Annotated in this window: 13 protein-coding genes; 6 read left to right on the forward strand and 7 right to left on the reverse strand. The window is 69.0% G+C overall.

The window, feature by feature from the left end; all coding sequences use genetic code 11:
• Nucleotides 1–170 precede the first annotated feature (170 nt).
• The gene (locus ON19_RS13625; protein WP_227954759.1) at nt 171–1,601 is read right to left on the reverse strand and encodes an MFS transporter; all 1,431 of its coding nucleotides are present in this window, start codon (nt 1,599–1,601) and stop codon (nt 171–173) included.
• A 13-nt stretch (nt 1,602–1,614) separates the two neighbouring features.
• Nucleotides 1,615–2,415, reverse strand: a complete 801-nt coding sequence (locus ON19_RS13630) for an acyl-CoA thioesterase (RefSeq protein WP_043691144.1) — start codon at nt 2,413–2,415, stop codon at nt 1,615–1,617.
• A 54-nt stretch (nt 2,416–2,469) separates the two neighbouring features.
• Between ON19_RS13630 and ON19_RS13635 the strand changes: the two genes are divergently transcribed.
• The 4 genes from ON19_RS13635 (at nt 2,470) to ON19_RS13650 (ending at nt 4,867) form a co-directional block, all read left to right on the forward strand.
• Nucleotides 2,470–2,943: a winged helix-turn-helix transcriptional regulator gene (locus ON19_RS13635; protein ID WP_043691149.1), complete on the forward strand. Its 474-nt coding sequence runs from the start codon at nt 2,470–2,472 to the stop codon at nt 2,941–2,943.
• A 55-nt stretch (nt 2,944–2,998) separates the two neighbouring features.
• Entirely contained in the window at nt 2,999–3,412 is a 414-nt protein-coding gene (locus tag ON19_RS13640; protein ID WP_043691153.1) for an NUDIX hydrolase, read from the forward strand.
• 32 nt (nt 3,413–3,444) lie between these two features.
• Nucleotides 3,445–3,942, forward strand: a complete 498-nt coding sequence (locus ON19_RS13645; protein ID WP_043691204.1) for a hypothetical protein — start codon at nt 3,445–3,447, stop codon at nt 3,940–3,942.
• 184 nt (nt 3,943–4,126) lie between these two features.
• Nucleotides 4,127–4,867: an MSMEG_1198 family transcriptional regulator gene (locus ON19_RS13650; RefSeq protein WP_043691155.1), complete on the forward strand. Its 741-nt coding sequence runs from the start codon at nt 4,127–4,129 to the stop codon at nt 4,865–4,867.
• 147 nt (nt 4,868–5,014) lie between these two features.
• Here ON19_RS13650 and ON19_RS13655 read toward each other — a convergent pair whose 3' ends face one another.
• On the reverse strand, nt 5,015–8,773 hold the full coding sequence (locus ON19_RS13655) for an nSTAND1 domain-containing NTPase (RefSeq protein WP_051168840.1): 3,759 nt from the start codon (nt 8,771–8,773) through the stop codon (nt 5,015–5,017).
• Between the two features lie 163 nt (nt 8,774–8,936).
• Between ON19_RS13655 and ON19_RS13660 the strand changes: the two genes are divergently transcribed.
• Together ON19_RS13660 and ON19_RS13665 are read left to right on the forward strand one after the other, a co-directional pair.
• A complete protein-coding gene (locus ON19_RS13660) occupies nt 8,937–10,373 on the forward strand; it encodes a phenylacetate--CoA ligase family protein (RefSeq protein ID WP_051168841.1) in 1,437 nt (478 codons plus the stop codon).
• Nucleotides 10,370–11,512: a ThiF family adenylyltransferase gene (locus ON19_RS13665; protein WP_043691158.1), complete on the forward strand. Its 1,143-nt coding sequence runs from the start codon at nt 10,370–10,372 to the stop codon at nt 11,510–11,512. The genes ON19_RS13660 and ON19_RS13665 overlap by 4 nt, the downstream gene beginning before the upstream one ends.
• Nucleotides 11,513–11,519: 7 nt before the next feature.
• Here ON19_RS13665 and ON19_RS13670 read toward each other — a convergent pair whose 3' ends face one another.
• The 4 genes from ON19_RS13670 to ON19_RS13685 all read right to left on the reverse strand — a co-directional run bounded on the left by ON19_RS13670 (nt 11,520) and on the right by ON19_RS13685 (nt 13,761).
• Nucleotides 11,520–12,272, reverse strand: coding sequence for an MSMEG_1198 family transcriptional regulator (locus ON19_RS13670; RefSeq protein ID WP_227954760.1), 753 nt, complete (start codon nt 12,270–12,272; stop codon nt 11,520–11,522).
• A gap of 112 nt (nt 12,273–12,384) precedes the next feature.
• Complete coding sequence (locus ON19_RS13675) at nt 12,385–12,984, reverse strand: GTP-binding protein (protein WP_043691163.1); 600 nt, start codon at nt 12,982–12,984, stop codon at nt 12,385–12,387.
• Entirely contained in the window at nt 12,965–13,339 is a 375-nt protein-coding gene (locus ON19_RS13680) for a DUF742 domain-containing protein (RefSeq protein ID WP_043691165.1), read from the reverse strand. Before ON19_RS13680 ends, ON19_RS13675 begins: the two co-directional genes overlap by 20 nt.
• Complete coding sequence (locus tag ON19_RS13685; protein ID WP_043691167.1) at nt 13,336–13,761, reverse strand: roadblock/LC7 domain-containing protein; 426 nt, start codon at nt 13,759–13,761, stop codon at nt 13,336–13,338. Before ON19_RS13685 ends, ON19_RS13680 begins: the two co-directional genes overlap by 4 nt.

Genomic DNA, 13,761 nt, shown 5'->3' on the forward strand with positions numbered 1-13,761 from the left:
CGCCGACCGGGTCGACAGCGTCGGGTCGACGAATCGTCCGGTGTACATGTGCGCCATAGCGAAGCGGGATGGGCACGGTCTCGGTTCATCGAGCGGCATCGCCGATGACTCGAGGTCGCCGCGTCGTACCGAGCCGACTGCCGCTCATGGCGAACAGGCGTGCGTGCGGATCAGGCGACGACCGACTCGGTGACCGATTCCGTGTGCACGGCAGCGGTTTTCGGCATGCGGGCGGCCATGCCGACCAGACCCGCGATGACCGCCACCGCGGCCGTCACGTACCACCCGCGCCGGAAGGCCTCGAGTGCCGCCTCCGGACCGGCGGGTGTGCCGAGCACCGCGACCAGGACCGCGACCCCGACCGCCAGACCGATCTGACGCGCCATGCTCAACACGGCCGACCCGGTCGCGAACCGCTGCGGCGGCAGTCCGCTCGTGCCCGCCGCGAAGGCGGTCGGCAGGGTGAGGCCGACGCCGATACCGCTGACCACCATCCCACCGAGCAGGCCGCCGAGGTAGTCGGGCGTCAGGGTGATCGCCCGCGCCCACCACAGCACCCCCGCGCCGAAGACGACACCACCCGCGGCGATGACCGGCCCCGCCCCGATCCGGCCGATCAGTCGCCCTGCCAGGACGGCGATCACCGGCACCATCAGCGGGCCGGGCGCGATGGCCAGACCGGTGCGCAAGGCCGACCAGCCCCAGACGTTCTGCGCCCACAGCACCACCGACAGCAGCATCGCGCCGAAGGCGACGTTGAACAAGACCGCGTTACCGGTCATCCACGCGAAGTTGGGTGCGCGCAGCAGCGCCGGATCCACCACCGGGCTGTGATGGCGGGCCGAGGAGACGACGAACGCGACCGTCAGGATCGCCGCCACCGCGAAAGCGACCAGCACGCCCGCCGAGGACCACCCCCAGTCCGCGCCCTTGACCAGCCCGAGCACCAACCCGGCGATCGCGCCGGCCAGCAGCGCCGCACCCAGCAGGTCGGGTAGCCGCCCGCCTTCGCCCGGCGGATCGGGCAGCATCCGCACTCCGACGACCACGGCGACCAGGCCGATCGGCACGTTCACCAGAAATACCCAGCGCCAGCCGAATTCGACGAGAACGCCGCCGAGTACGGGACCGAGCGCAGCGCCGAGCCCGCCGAAGGCGACCCACAGCCGGACCGCCGCCGCGCGGCGCTGCGGCGGGCTGGCCGCCAGCACCAAGCCGAGCGAGGCGGGGGTCAGTAGCGCGCCGCCCACGGCCTGCACGACGCGGAACACGACCAGTGACCCGACGTCCCACGCCGTCGCGCACAGTGCCGACCCGGCGACGAACACCACGAGCCCGAGTAGGAAGGTGGTGCGGATGCTGCGGCGGTCGCCGAGTCGTCCCGCCGGGACCAGCAGGGCGGCGAACACGATCGCGTAGGCGTTGAGCACCCAGGACAGCCCCGAGATACGCGCCCCGCCGAAATCGGCGGCCATATCCGGCAGGGCGACGTTGACGATGAACAGGTCCAGGCTCGACAGCAGCACGCCGATCGAGACGACGGCGAGCACGGCCCGGAAGTCGCCGGCGGTCCGGCTCGGCTTCGTGGTGGAGGAATTCACGATCGTCTCCGTTTCAGCCGAGCACACGGCGGGTCTGGCTGGCGGAGGCGAGCAGCAAGCCACTCCGGTCCCAGATCGAGGTGTCGTCCACCGACCAGCCGCCGCCGGTCGACGCGTTCACCGTGCGCACCAGCACCGGCAGCCCGCCGGTGGGTTCGGCGTGCAGGTGCATCGACAGCGCGACGGTGGGGATCGCGACGGGTGCGCGCAAGGTGGGAAAGACGGCGGGCGGCAAGGCGTCGGCGAGAATGGCCAGCGCCGCCGCGTCCGCGGGCACCTCGGGAACGAGTCCGATCCAAGCGCACATCATCCGTTCGTCCGCGCCGGTGAGCGGCAGTGGTCCGGCGGCGGGGCGGATGTCGAAATGAGCTCCCGCCGGCACGATTTCGGGTGGGAGGGCGAACGGCGCACAGGACCGGGGATCGGGTACTCGCGGTGCGGGCGGGCCCGCGTACTCCTCGACGCCGGTTTGCACGGTGCGCCCGAGTGTGACCGACGCCGCCGCGATCGGACTGCCGCCCTGGTCGGCGCGCACCTCCAGTGCGACGGTGCTGCGGCCGACGACGTGCTCGGTCGCGGCGAAGGTCAGCACACCCTCGGTGGGGCGGCCCGAGAACCGGAGATCCACGGCCCGCACCGGCAGCGGTTCGGTGGCCGCCGCGCGCGCGACCTCGATGAGCAGCGCCGCGATCACGCCGCCGTGCGGTCCGGTCCATCCCCGCCAGGACCGGTCGACCCGCGCTGCCCAACCGCCGGAACCGGTCTCGGTGAGCGCGAACTCCTCGGCGAGAGTCCGCGTAGTGAGTTGCTTCATGCAACGAACCATAAGTTAGTGAGTTCTATCAAGCAACTGACTATGCTGTCGGATATGCGCAGGACGAGCTTCGAGGACATGAACTGCTCGCTGGCCCAGTGCCTCGAGGTGGTCGGGGAGTGGTGGACGCTGCTGATCGTGCGCGACGCCCTGTTCGGCGTAACGCGCTTCGACGACTTCCGCGCCCGCCTCGGGATCGCCCGCAACGTGCTCACCCAGCGCCTCGAGCACCTCGTCGAGCACGGAGTGCTATCCAAGGAGCCGTACCAGGACAATCCCGTGCGCCACGACTACCGGCTCACCCCGAAAGGCCGCTCGCTGTGGCTGGTCGTCGCCGCGATGCGTCAGTGGGGGGACGAATGGGCCGCGCCGGACGGCCCGCCGGTGCAGATGAGGCACACCGGTTGCGGGCACCTCGCGACCGTCGAGCCGGTATGCTCCGAGTGCGGCGAACACATCGCCCCGCCCGACCTGCGTCTGGTTCTCGGCCCCGGAGCCAAGGACGCCTCCCTGCTCCCGGCCCGCTGAGGCGAGCGGCGACGCCCGCCCCGCGTCCGGCGCAGCGCGGCGTTAGGCTGCGGCGGTGGCGGACGGGCGAGTGCGGCAGTTGATCGACACGGTGGCGTGGGTGCGCATCGAGGAGGGGCGGATCCTCTGCGCCAGGCCGCGCGGTAAGGACGTCTTCTACATTCCCGGTGGCAAGCGCGAAGGCAGCGAAACCGATCTGCAGACGCTGCTGCGCGAGATCGAGGAGGAACTCACCGTCGCACTGCTGCCGGAGACCGCCGCGCACGTCGGCACCTACGAGGCGGTGCACGGCCCGGCGGACGGTGCGGTGGTGCGGATGAGTTGCTATACCGCCGACTACCGCGGCACCCTCGCCGCCAGCAGTGAGATCGAGGAAGTCGCGTGGTTCCGCTACGCCGACCGCGCCCTCGTCCCGCCGGTCGACCAGTTGCTGTTCGACGATCTGGTGCACGCGGGCCTGCTGCGGTGAATCGCGGGCCGAACAGCGCTACCGTCGGCGGTATGTCGTGGCTTCAGGCACTCCTGCGTTACGCCGCGTACGCGCTGCGGGCACTGCCGCTGGCCGTGCGGCGGATACCGACCCGGCTGCGCGTGCCGCGGCGAATGCTCGGCGAATCGGTTCTCCCGCACAAGTTCTCGGCGGCGCGATCGGTGTCGCACTCCCTGCTCAGCGGCGCGGTCGGCCTGCTGACCTGGTTCCTGGCGTTACTGGCGGTCATCGCCGCGTTCCGGGGCATCTGCTATCCGCTCGTCACCGGAGACGATCTCGAGGGCTCCTGGGGCGGGCCCACGTTGGCGGGCGCATGGGCGGTGCACGCGGCGCTCGGCATCGGGCTGCTGCCGGTCTGGCTGCTCGTCCTGGCCGGCCTCGGCGCGTTCCAGTTGCGGCTCGCCCGCGGTCTGCTCGGCCGGAACGGGCCGTGGTGGCCGGCTCCGGTCGCGGTGGCGCTGGCCGCGGGCGGCGCCCTGCTGTTGCGCGCGTGGCTGCGGCAGGTGTGAGGCGGGTCTGCCGTCCTCTGGGTCACTGGTCACTCGCTCGCGGGCGCGTTCGGGTCGTTTCCGCCCGGCGCGGCCCGTGACGAGCAACATGTTGCTCGATGGAAGCATCGCGAGGCGAAATCTGTTGCGGAGTATCGCATTCGGGCTCTTGCGTTGATCGTCACCCACGGTCGAATATCGCGCTATGGAATCAAGCTTGCGGCTGCTCGTCGCCTCACCGCTGGGTCAGATCATCGCTCCGACTCTGTCGCAGGCGTTTCCGGCGTCGCATGTCTGCGTGGCCGGCGACGGAGATGCCGTCCGCAGCGAGGTCGTCGGGCGTTTTCGCTTCGACGTCGTGCTCTGTGACCTGATCTGGAACCATCCGGAGTCGGAGTATCGCTTCGATGGCTTGGACGTCATCGACCTGCTACGCGACAGCAACCGTCATACCGCGGTTCTGCTCGCGGCCCAGGGCCACAGCATGGAGCGCGACCACCTCGACGAGGCCAGGGATCGGTCCGGCGAGATCGCCGAATTCTACGACAAATCCTCGGGCGTGCCCGCCTTGCTCGAGGCCGTGCGGCGGGCGGCTACCGGCGGGAGTACGCCCCTGTCTCCGCGACGGGAGGGACCACCGTCGTTGTGCACGCTCTTCGGTGATCCCCATGGCCGCACCGCCGCACGACTTGCCGGCGCGATCGCCGCCGGATCGGCATGGGACTACCCGTCACTGGCGCGCGTGGCCAAAGTAGGCGGGCACACCGCGAACAAGGCGACCAACGCCTACATCGGACCGATAATTCGCGAACGCGGAGAGTTGCCCGACGATACGCCGCTGACCCAGGGCGCGGTATTCCGCTGGTGCGGTGAGCACGCGCACTATCTGATCAGCTGGTGCCGACGCAACGGTCACGCCGATGTGCTCGGCCCGCGATTCGTCTGACGCCCCGACGAGCGCGGGGTGTCGGCTTCGGAGACGATGCTGTGGTGGGAGTACGCCGTTTTCGTCGCTGGACTCGTCTGCACGGTGTCGGCGTGCTTCGTGGCGCTGTGTGGCGACGGCGATGAACGTCGAGGCTCCCTTGCGGAACTAGCCTGCGCACAGGTCGTACCGGGGGACGCCGGGCAGATAGCGCTGCCATTCCGTAGCGGTCAGGGGCGTGCTTCCACTGCGGCACAGGTCGGCGGCGACCTGCTCGGTTTCGGTTGACCACAGCCGTACCACCTTGTCCGGCCCGGCCGCGAGCAAGAGGTCTCCGCGCAGACCGTAGACGGCGTCGTTGACTCTGCCGGTGTAGGCGCTGAGCACGGCGGATCGTCGCGGCCGACGGGGATCGGAGATGTCCCACACCCAGATTCCGTTGTCGCTGGCGCCACCGACGAGGCGCGTGCCGTCCGGACCGAAGCTGACGCTGATGATCGCGTCGGCGGCGCCGGCGAGCGTGGACAGCGGTCGCGGCGCGCCTGATTCGGAGACATCGAACAGCTGCACGGTATGGTCCATGCTGCCCGCGGCGAGGACCTGAGCTGTCGGACTGAATGCCACGGAGGTCAGGTCGTTGGTGAACCCGGACAGTCTCGGCAGTTCTACCGGGCGGGCGCGATCACGGATGTCCCAGCGGCGCACCGACTCGTCGGAGGTGGCGACCGCCAGGTTGCCCCCGGTGCTGTCGATGGCCACGATGCCGGGCAGCCCTGGTCCCGCATCGAGGTCGGCCAGCCGTTGCGGCGCGGCGGGATCGGTGGTGTCCCACGCGGTCACGACGGGATCGTCCTGACCCGCGACCACCAGCATCGTGGCGTCCGGGGAGTAGGTCAGGCTGGCGACGATGCCGTTGACGGCGCTCATGGTCGATTTCAGCCGGGGATGCCACGGATCGCGAATGTCCCAGAGCAGCACACGACCGGACCTGGTGGCGACCGCGGCGGAGGAGCCGTCGAGCGACAGTGCCACCGCGCCGCAAGTCTTCTCGTCCGGGCCCACGGGAAGTGCCGGGTACTCGACCGGGGTGGCCGGGTCGCCGACGTTCCACAGGTGGGCGTTGCCGTCGCCGGCGCCCGCGCCGACCAGCACGAGTTCACCTCTGCGGTCGATCGGTGTCTGGAAGACGACGCTCTGCGCACCGCGCAGGATCGGGCCGGGCAACGGCCAGATCCGCACTGCGCCGTCCAGGCTTCCGGTGATCACCGCACGGCCGTCCAAGGCGAATCGAACCGAGACCACGATGACCGGATTAGGCAGTTCCATCTCCAATTGTCCGGAGTCCAGCCGCCATACCCGGGTCTTGTTGTCCGAGCTGCCCGCGGCCAGCCGGCTGCCGTCCGGACTGAACGCCACGTCGTTGACGTAGCTGGTGAACCCACGCAGCGGTGGTTGGGCGGCCGGGCGCGCCGGATCGCGCACATCCCAGCGGCGGACCTCGTTGGCGCGTCCGGGGGCGGCGAGGACGGTGCCGTCCGGTCCGAACTTCAGTGCGTGCGCCTGTGCCGTCGACCCGTCGGGAACAACGTCGGCCAGCAGCGGTGGCGAAGCGCCGTTGCCGGCCCAAATGCGCAGCGAGCCCGCCATTCCGGCAGCGGCGACGAACCGGCCGTCCGGGCTGAACGCGACCACCGGCGCACCGGCGGGTAGGTCGAGCGCGTCCAGTGGCACCGGGGCCCGGGGATCGGTGATGTCCCAGCGCGCGATGGCGGAGGAGGCGGTGCCCGCGGCGAGCGAACGTCCGTCGGCACCGATGGCGAGGTTGCGATACACCGCGGCGGCGGCTCCCAGGGTGGACCGGCGCTGTGGAGCCGCGGGATCGCTGAGATCCCAGAGATCGATGTGATCGTTGAACGAGGCGGCGAGCAGCAATCCGCTCGCGGTCATCGATATGGCGCCGAGTACGTCGCCGGGCTTCGCCGCCGTGATGTGACCGGCGTGCTGCGCCGCGCCGCCCGGGGCCAGACGCAGGATGTCGATGGAGGAGTCGCTCCTGCCGACGGCGAGAACGCCCCCGGCCTCGTCGGTGGCGACCAGCGCGCCGCCGTCGGGGCCGAGCAGACGGTTCGGAGTGTGCACCGCGGAACTGTCCAGCAGTGCCGAACGCGCCTCGAGGGTCGGCTCTAGCCGGAACGCGGCGAGGGCGAGCTGAGCCGACAGGGCGGGATCCGTGCCGCGCAATCGTTCTGCCTGCGCGGCGATCTGACGCGACATCGCCTCGTCACGGGCCTGGGCCGCGTTGGAGCGCGCGACCAGCGCCACGACGGTCAGCACGATCGCCGCGACCAAGGCGATCGCCAAGCCGACGACCATCTCCTGCAGGATGCGGGTACGGCGACGTTCCCGTGCGCGCACCTCGGCCTGGTGCGCGACGCTCGCGGCGATGTACTCGCGCTCGCTCTGGTTGAGATCGCGATCGTGGCCGTCGGTGTTCGCCCAGTCCTGGACGAATTCCAGTCTGGCCGGGCCGAGCAGCAGGCTGGGGTCGTGGTCGTTGTCGAGCCAGACGTGGGTGGCCTCGGTCAACCGGCGGTGCACCGTGAGGGTCTCGCGATCCTGGTTCACCCATCGCGTCATCCGCGACCACGCGCCCACCAGCGCCTCGTGCGTGATCTCGACGGTTTCCTCCTCGACCGTCAGCAGCCGGTGCGAGGCGAACCGCTCGATCACGATGTTGACATCCGACACGGAATCGTCGTCGAAGAACAACTCCGGGCGCTGCACCCGCCGCCGGGTGATCGCCTCCTCGTCCACGTTGAGCAGCCGCAGGAACGTCCGGCGCGCGATCTGCCGTTGCGGCTCGGTGAGTCCTCGGAACACCGTCTCGGCGGTCTGCTCGACCGCGCCGGCGATGCCGCCGACGGCGTTGTAGTCCGCCACCGTCATCCGCCGACGGGTGGAGCGCTGCCAGGTCTCGAGCAGCGCGTGCGACAGCAGCGGAAGCGCGCCGGTGTCATGAGCGGCTGTCGATCCGCGCGGCGCGAGCTCGACCACGAGGAGGTGAACCAGCTCGTCCTCGACCGTCCAATTGGCTTTGCGAGCCGGTTCGACGATCGCCTCCCGCAGCGCTTCCTTACTGAGCGGGCCGACCAGCACCGACTGGTGGGCCAGCGCGTCGTGCAGGATCGGCTGCTCGGCCGCATGGTGGTAGAAGTCGGCTCGTAGCCCGAGCACGTATGTCCGCTCCGGAGCGGCAGTGGTGAGCGCCGTGAGGAATTCGGCTCGCTCGGCAGGGTCCGGGCACAGCGTCCAGGTCTCTTCGAATTGATCGATGATCACGACTTCGGCTGCGGTCACCGCCGCGAGCGCGCGGGCAGGATGGGCTCCCGGCGTGATCACCGACACCGTCCTGCCCGCCTCCCGCAGCGCGGGCAGCAGTCCGGCACGCAACAGCGACGACTTCCCGGAGCCCGACGCGCCGATCACGACGAGAATCCGGTGCGGCGACCCGGCGAGCGCCGCGATGCGCTGGTGTAGCTGCTGCGTCAATTGCGTGCGCCCGAACAGCCATTCGGCGTCGTCCGGTTGAAAGGCCTCCAGGCCGAGGTAGGGGATCGGCCCCTGGTGACGTTTGCGGCCGGTGGTCGGGCGGACCTGCCGGACGGCGGCCAGCCACCGCTCCTGCGCCTGGGCATCGTGAACGCCGCACGCGGCCAGCACATCACGAAACATCCGCTCGTTCTGCTCGGTGGGCACATGATGACCGGCGAACCATCCGCTAACAGTGCCGTGCAGGCATCCCGACCGTTCGACCACCTGCCGCACGGTGAGCCCGGCGTCGGTGCGCAGGCGCCGGAACGCGACGGCGAATTCCTCCCGATTGGAGACCGGCAGCGATTCCGGCCCCGTTCCTCCCCCGTGTGCCATGAGGGGATTCTATCGGCCGCGGGGTGCGGCCGCCGCGTGTCGTACGGACCTTGTATTGACTACTTTCTGCCGCGTCCACGCTGCTCAGACGATCTTCTCAGCCCGCAGTTCGCCGACGCCGACCGTGGCACGCACAACGGCGGGTGGGAAGGAATCACCGAATATGTCCGCTCCACTGTTGTTACCTGTCGACACCGCTCCCGGATTCGACCGGGCACTGGATGTCTTTCACCGCGCGGCGCATCAGGTGCCGGCCTACAGCGAGTTCCTCGCCCGGCATGGAATCGACCCGGCAAACGTCCGGACGTCGGCGGAATTCGCCACTGTGCCGCCGATGACGAAGGGGAACTACCTGCGGCACTACCCACTCGAGACATTGCTGTGGCACGGCGACGTCACGCAGGCGGGCACCTGGTCGTGCAGCTCCGGATCCTCCGGCCGGCCGACCTATTGGCCGCGCGACCTCGTCGCCCACGAGGAGGCGATCGAGCTCTACAGCCGGATGTTCCGCAGGCACTTCCAGACCCACCGGCGTTCGACGCTGCTGGTGATCTGCTTCGCCATGGGCAACTGGATCGGCGGCACGTACACCTACACGGCGGCGCTGGCATTGCGCGGCCGTGGACACAAACTGTCGGTCATCACCCCGGGCATCGAACTCGAGACGATCCTGGCGAACATCGCCGAGCTGGGGCCGCGCTACGACCAGGTCGTCATCGCCGGATATCCGCCGTTCGTCAAGGACGTGCTCGACCATGCGCCCGAGGAGGTACTCCGGCAGGATCTGCGGGTGCTCCTCGCGGGCGAGGCCATCACCGAGCAGTGGCGCGACTACATTCTCGAACGGATCGGCAAAGCCGGGCACCCCGACGAGATCTGCGTCGTCTACGGCACGGCCGACGCGGGCATCATGGGGTGCGAGACCCAGACCACCATCGCGGTCCGGCGAGCGGCGCAGCGGGATCCCGCGCTGCGGGAAGCTCTGTTCGGCGCCGGGCATCACCAGCCCACGTTCGTGGAGTACGACGCCGACTTGCGATACACCGAGGTGGACAGCGAAGGCCGGTTCCTGTTCTCCGCCGACACCGCTATTCCCCTGGTGCGCTATCGGATCAACGATGTCGGAAAGGTCATGTCCGCCGCCCGTCTCGCGGACACGCTGCGCGAGCACGGCCACCGGTTGCCGGTCGTCACTTCGACGGACTCCTGCGGTTTCCTGGCGCTGCACCGGCGCACCGATGTCGCGGCATCGTTCTACGCACTCGAGATCTATCCGGAGAACATCCGCGCCGCTCTGGAGGACCCTGTGGTCGCTCGCACGGTCAGCGGCAAGTTCGTGCTCGCGGTCGAACACGACGACCGGTTCGAGCAGACGCTGCATCTGCGTGTCGAGCTGCGCGAGGGCGCCTGCCCGGCAAGCGGGTTCGGGCCGATGCTGCAAGGCACGGTCACCGAGGCGCTGCGGCGCACCAATGACGAGTACCGGCGCCTGCACGCGACGCTCGGCGCCGCTGCCGAACCGGTGATCAGCCTGCACCGCTTCGGCAGCGCGGGCTTCGAGGCCGGTATCAAGCACCGCTGGACGCAGGTGCGGGCATGATCGAGATCTTGCATCCCGTCGCCGACCGCGGGCGCATCGCCGAGCTGCTGGCACCCCGATCGGGATACCGATTCGTCGATTGCTGGACCAGCGCGCTGCCGGAACTGGCCGTCATCGATCGCCCCGAATTCGCCGCTGGGACGGCGACGGCCGGACACGCGCTGGCCACCTATATGGCATCCGCCCTGGATGACGGTTCGATCGATCGGATCAGCCGCTTCGTCGTCTTCCCGTGGCGCAGAACCATCGTCAAACTCCCCGACGCGGAGCATTTCTGGCGTCTTCGCACCGCCCGCAACCGGCACTTGCTCACCGGTGACGAGCAGGAGGCGTGGTCGCGGGCCTTGATCGGCGTCGCTGGGCTGAGCGTCGGCGCCTCGGCGCTGGCAGTGTGCGCACTGACCGGTGCGCGGCGATTCCGTCTCGCCGAACGCGACACCCTCGGATGCAGCAATCTGAATCGGCTGCAGGGATCGGTGTGCGACGTGGGCGAGCCGAAACTCACCCTCGCGCAACGCCGCACCTTCGAGCTGGATCCGTACTGCGAGATCACGGGTTTCCCGGCCGGCTACCAGCCCGAGACGGCCGCGGCTTATCTCGGAGCGCCGGGGCCGGGGGAGCGGCTGTCGGTGGTGATCGAGGAGATGGACGACTTCGCCATGAAAGTCGACATCCGGCGCAGGGCTCGTGCGGCGGGAATCCCGGTGCTGATGGTCACCGATCACGGGGACAACGCTTTCCTGGACGTGGAACGCTACGACCTCCAACCGGACTATCCGCTGTTCCACGGAAAGGCGGGTGAGGTGACCGAACTGTCGCCGAACGACCTTCGTGACCCGCGTCGCCGGATCGAGCTGGCTGTCGCGATCGTCGGCAGCCGCATCAGCTCCCGCACGCGCTATTCGCTCACCCAGGTAGGGCGCAGCCTGGCTTCCTGGCCGCAGCTGGGAACAGCGGTGTCACTGGCCGGCGCGCTGGCGGGTGTGGCGGCGAGGGCGATTGTCTGCGGCAAGGAGTTGCCTTCCGGGAGGTACCGCATCGATCTGGACGAGTCGCTGTTCGGCGGCCAGGATATCGCCGAGCACAGCTGGAACGAGATGGGGGAGGAAGAATTCCTGGCGAAGCTCGAGTTCGGCTAGCAGAGCGTCAGGTATCGGTCGCCGGTTCGTCCGGCGACCGATACATCGGACGTAAGACGTCGGCGTGACCATTTCTGCGGCACCAGCTGGTCAGGTACCGAGCATGCAGGCCGCACCACCGGTAGACGGCGCCCAAGGTCATCGGCAACCCGGCTTCGTGCTCGCCGCGCTGCACGATGATCGGGCCGAGATAGGTGCTGGTCACCTTGTTCGCGGTATTCACGCCGACCCGGGCCGCACGAGCCAGGGACGGAGCGTCCGAAGCGCGGCCCGCGGCGATCGCTCCAGCGAGCCGACCCGCCGTGGAGCCGCGCTGACCGCTGAAGAAGGTATAGAGCGGGGTGCCGGAACCTGGTGCCACATCGACGCCCGGCTGCGCGCCGACCGCGGCGGACCGGATGGCGTAGAGCAAAGCCTCGACGCCGGAGGACTTGGCGCACACCCCGGCGATCTCGGGGCGCAACCGAGCCTCGTCGAGCAGGTCCTGCTCCATGCTGTGGCCCTGTGTCGCCATCAGGACCGGTGCCAGTCGGTTGGCTTTCGCCAGCATGTTCACGACGTCGAGACCGTCGAAGGAGAATTCCAGGGCCGGGTTGTTCCAGACCAGGTCGGCCACCACGACATCGAAACGGAAGGTTGCGGTGATCGCCTCCTGAACCGTGCGCCGGTCCGGCGCGACGATGACCACCGCCTCGTGCAGCGCCTGCGTCAAAGCCGGAGCGATGACCTTGCCCAGTGGAGAGGCGATCAATATCCTCATCCCCGTTTCCATGCGCCAATCTTTATATGCGCCAGGATGTTCGAGCAAGCCGATCGGGCACCACGCCGAAAGACCCGCCCATGCAGGCAATTAGGCGACCGACCGGTCCTGATCAGGTGGTGGCGTGCGCCCGCTGTGCCCGCTGGATGAGGTGCTCGACGAGAGTGAGCAGAACGTCTTTGCAAGATCCGCGGTCACGGGCGTCGCAGAGCATGACGGGGGTGACCGCGTCCAGATCGAGGGCGTCGCGTACTTCGTCGATGGTGTAGCGGGGCGCGCCGTCGAAACAGTTCACTCCGACCATGAACGGCAGGCCGCGCCGTTCGAAGAAGTCCACGGCGGCAAATGAGTTGCCCAGCCTGCGGGTGTCGGCGAGTACGACGGCGCCGAGCGCGCCGCGCGCCAGTTCGTCCCACAGGAACCAGAACCGGTCCTGGCCGGGCGTGCCGAACAGGTAGAGCACCAGGTCGCGGTCGATGGTCAGTCTGCCGAAATCCAGTGCGACCGTGGTCGTGGACTTCTGCTCCACGCCCGACAGATCATCGATGCCGGTGCTCACCTCGGTGATCAGTTCCTCGGTGCGCAGTGGCGGGACTTCGCTGATCGCCGAGACCATGGTGGTCTTGCCGACGCCGAACCCGCCGGCGACGAGGATCTTCACCGACGCGGCCAGTTGCGGTGTGCCGCTCGGGTCAAAGTTTTCGGATTCCATCCAGTACCGCTCGCAATATGTTGAGGTCATCGGGTCCGGCCTCCGTCGGAACGGGAGCGCGGAAGATCAGTTGCCCGTCGCCGATCAGATCACCGACGAGGATCTTCGTCACCGCCAGCGGCAAGTGCAACTGCGCGGAGAGTTCGGCGACGGTCTGCGAAACCCGGCACAGCCGAAGGATGTCTGTGTACTCGGGTTCGCTCCGCCGCAGTGTGGACGCGGAGTTGTCCACGACCACGGTGGTGAGCATATCCAGTTCGGGTCCGGTGAAGCTGGTACGCCCGCGCGTGAGCGCGTACGGACGTACCAGCGGGCCTGCCGCCTCGTCGAACCAGGGCTCACGCGGGTTGGTCATGGCCGGTTCTGCTCGACCTGTCCGACGAGGTCCTGGCGCGGGGTGGTGGACAGGTAGCTGCCGACGCGCTGGACCGTCAGATTCATCTCATAGGCCACCATACCGAGGTTGGCGGACTCGGCGGCTTGCAGAGCCAGGCAGGCGTTGTCGCCCGCGGAGGTCACGAACAGCACCGCGCGGTCGAGCTCGATGACCGCCTGCCGGACGCCGCCGCCGTCGAATCGGTTGCCCGCGCTGCGCGCCAGTCCGTAGAGCGCCGAGGACATCGCGCCGAAGTGTTCGGCGTCCTCTCTGCTCATACCGCTGGACCGGCCGAGTAGTAGCCCGTCGGTGGACAGCACCACCGCGTGGCGCACGCCGGCCAGCCGGTCGACGAGATCGTCGAGCAGCCAATTCAGATCACCTGCGGGAGAAGCGGACAC

Origin of the sequence: Nocardia abscessus NBRC 100374, from assembly GCF_000308455.1 — a bacterium.
Taxonomy (GTDB): domain Bacteria; phylum Actinomycetota; class Actinomycetes; order Mycobacteriales; family Mycobacteriaceae; genus Nocardia; species Nocardia abscessus.

Coding starts and splice junctions, on each gene's coding strand:
- ON19_RS13680 (WP_043691165.1), bottom strand. CDS start 13,339: ATGACCAACCCGCGTGAGCCCTGGTTCGACGAGGCGGCAGGCCCGCTG.
- ON19_RS13645 (WP_043691204.1), top strand. CDS start 3,445: ATGTCGTGGCTTCAGGCACTCCTGCGTTACGCCGCGTACGCGCTGCGG.
- ON19_RS13665 (WP_043691158.1), top strand. CDS start 10,370: ATGATCGAGATCTTGCATCCCGTCGCCGACCGCGGGCGCATCGCCGAG.
- ON19_RS13635 (WP_043691149.1), top strand. CDS start 2,470: ATGCGCAGGACGAGCTTCGAGGACATGAACTGCTCGCTGGCCCAGTGC.
- ON19_RS13670 (WP_227954760.1), bottom strand. CDS start 12,272: ATGAGGATATTGATCGCCTCTCCACTGGGCAAGGTCATCGCTCCGGCT.
- ON19_RS13650 (WP_043691155.1), top strand. CDS start 4,127: ATGGAATCAAGCTTGCGGCTGCTCGTCGCCTCACCGCTGGGTCAGATC.
- ON19_RS13630 (WP_043691144.1), bottom strand. CDS start 2,415: ATGAAGCAACTCACTACGCGGACTCTCGCCGAGGAGTTCGCGCTCACC.
- ON19_RS13675 (WP_043691163.1), bottom strand. CDS start 12,984: ATGGAATCCGAAAACTTTGACCCGAGCGGCACACCGCAACTGGCCGCG.
- ON19_RS13660 (WP_051168841.1), top strand. CDS start 8,937: ATGTCCGCTCCACTGTTGTTACCTGTCGACACCGCTCCCGGATTCGAC.
- ON19_RS13655 (WP_051168840.1), bottom strand. CDS start 8,773: ATGGCACACGGGGGAGGAACGGGGCCGGAATCGCTGCCGGTCTCCAAT.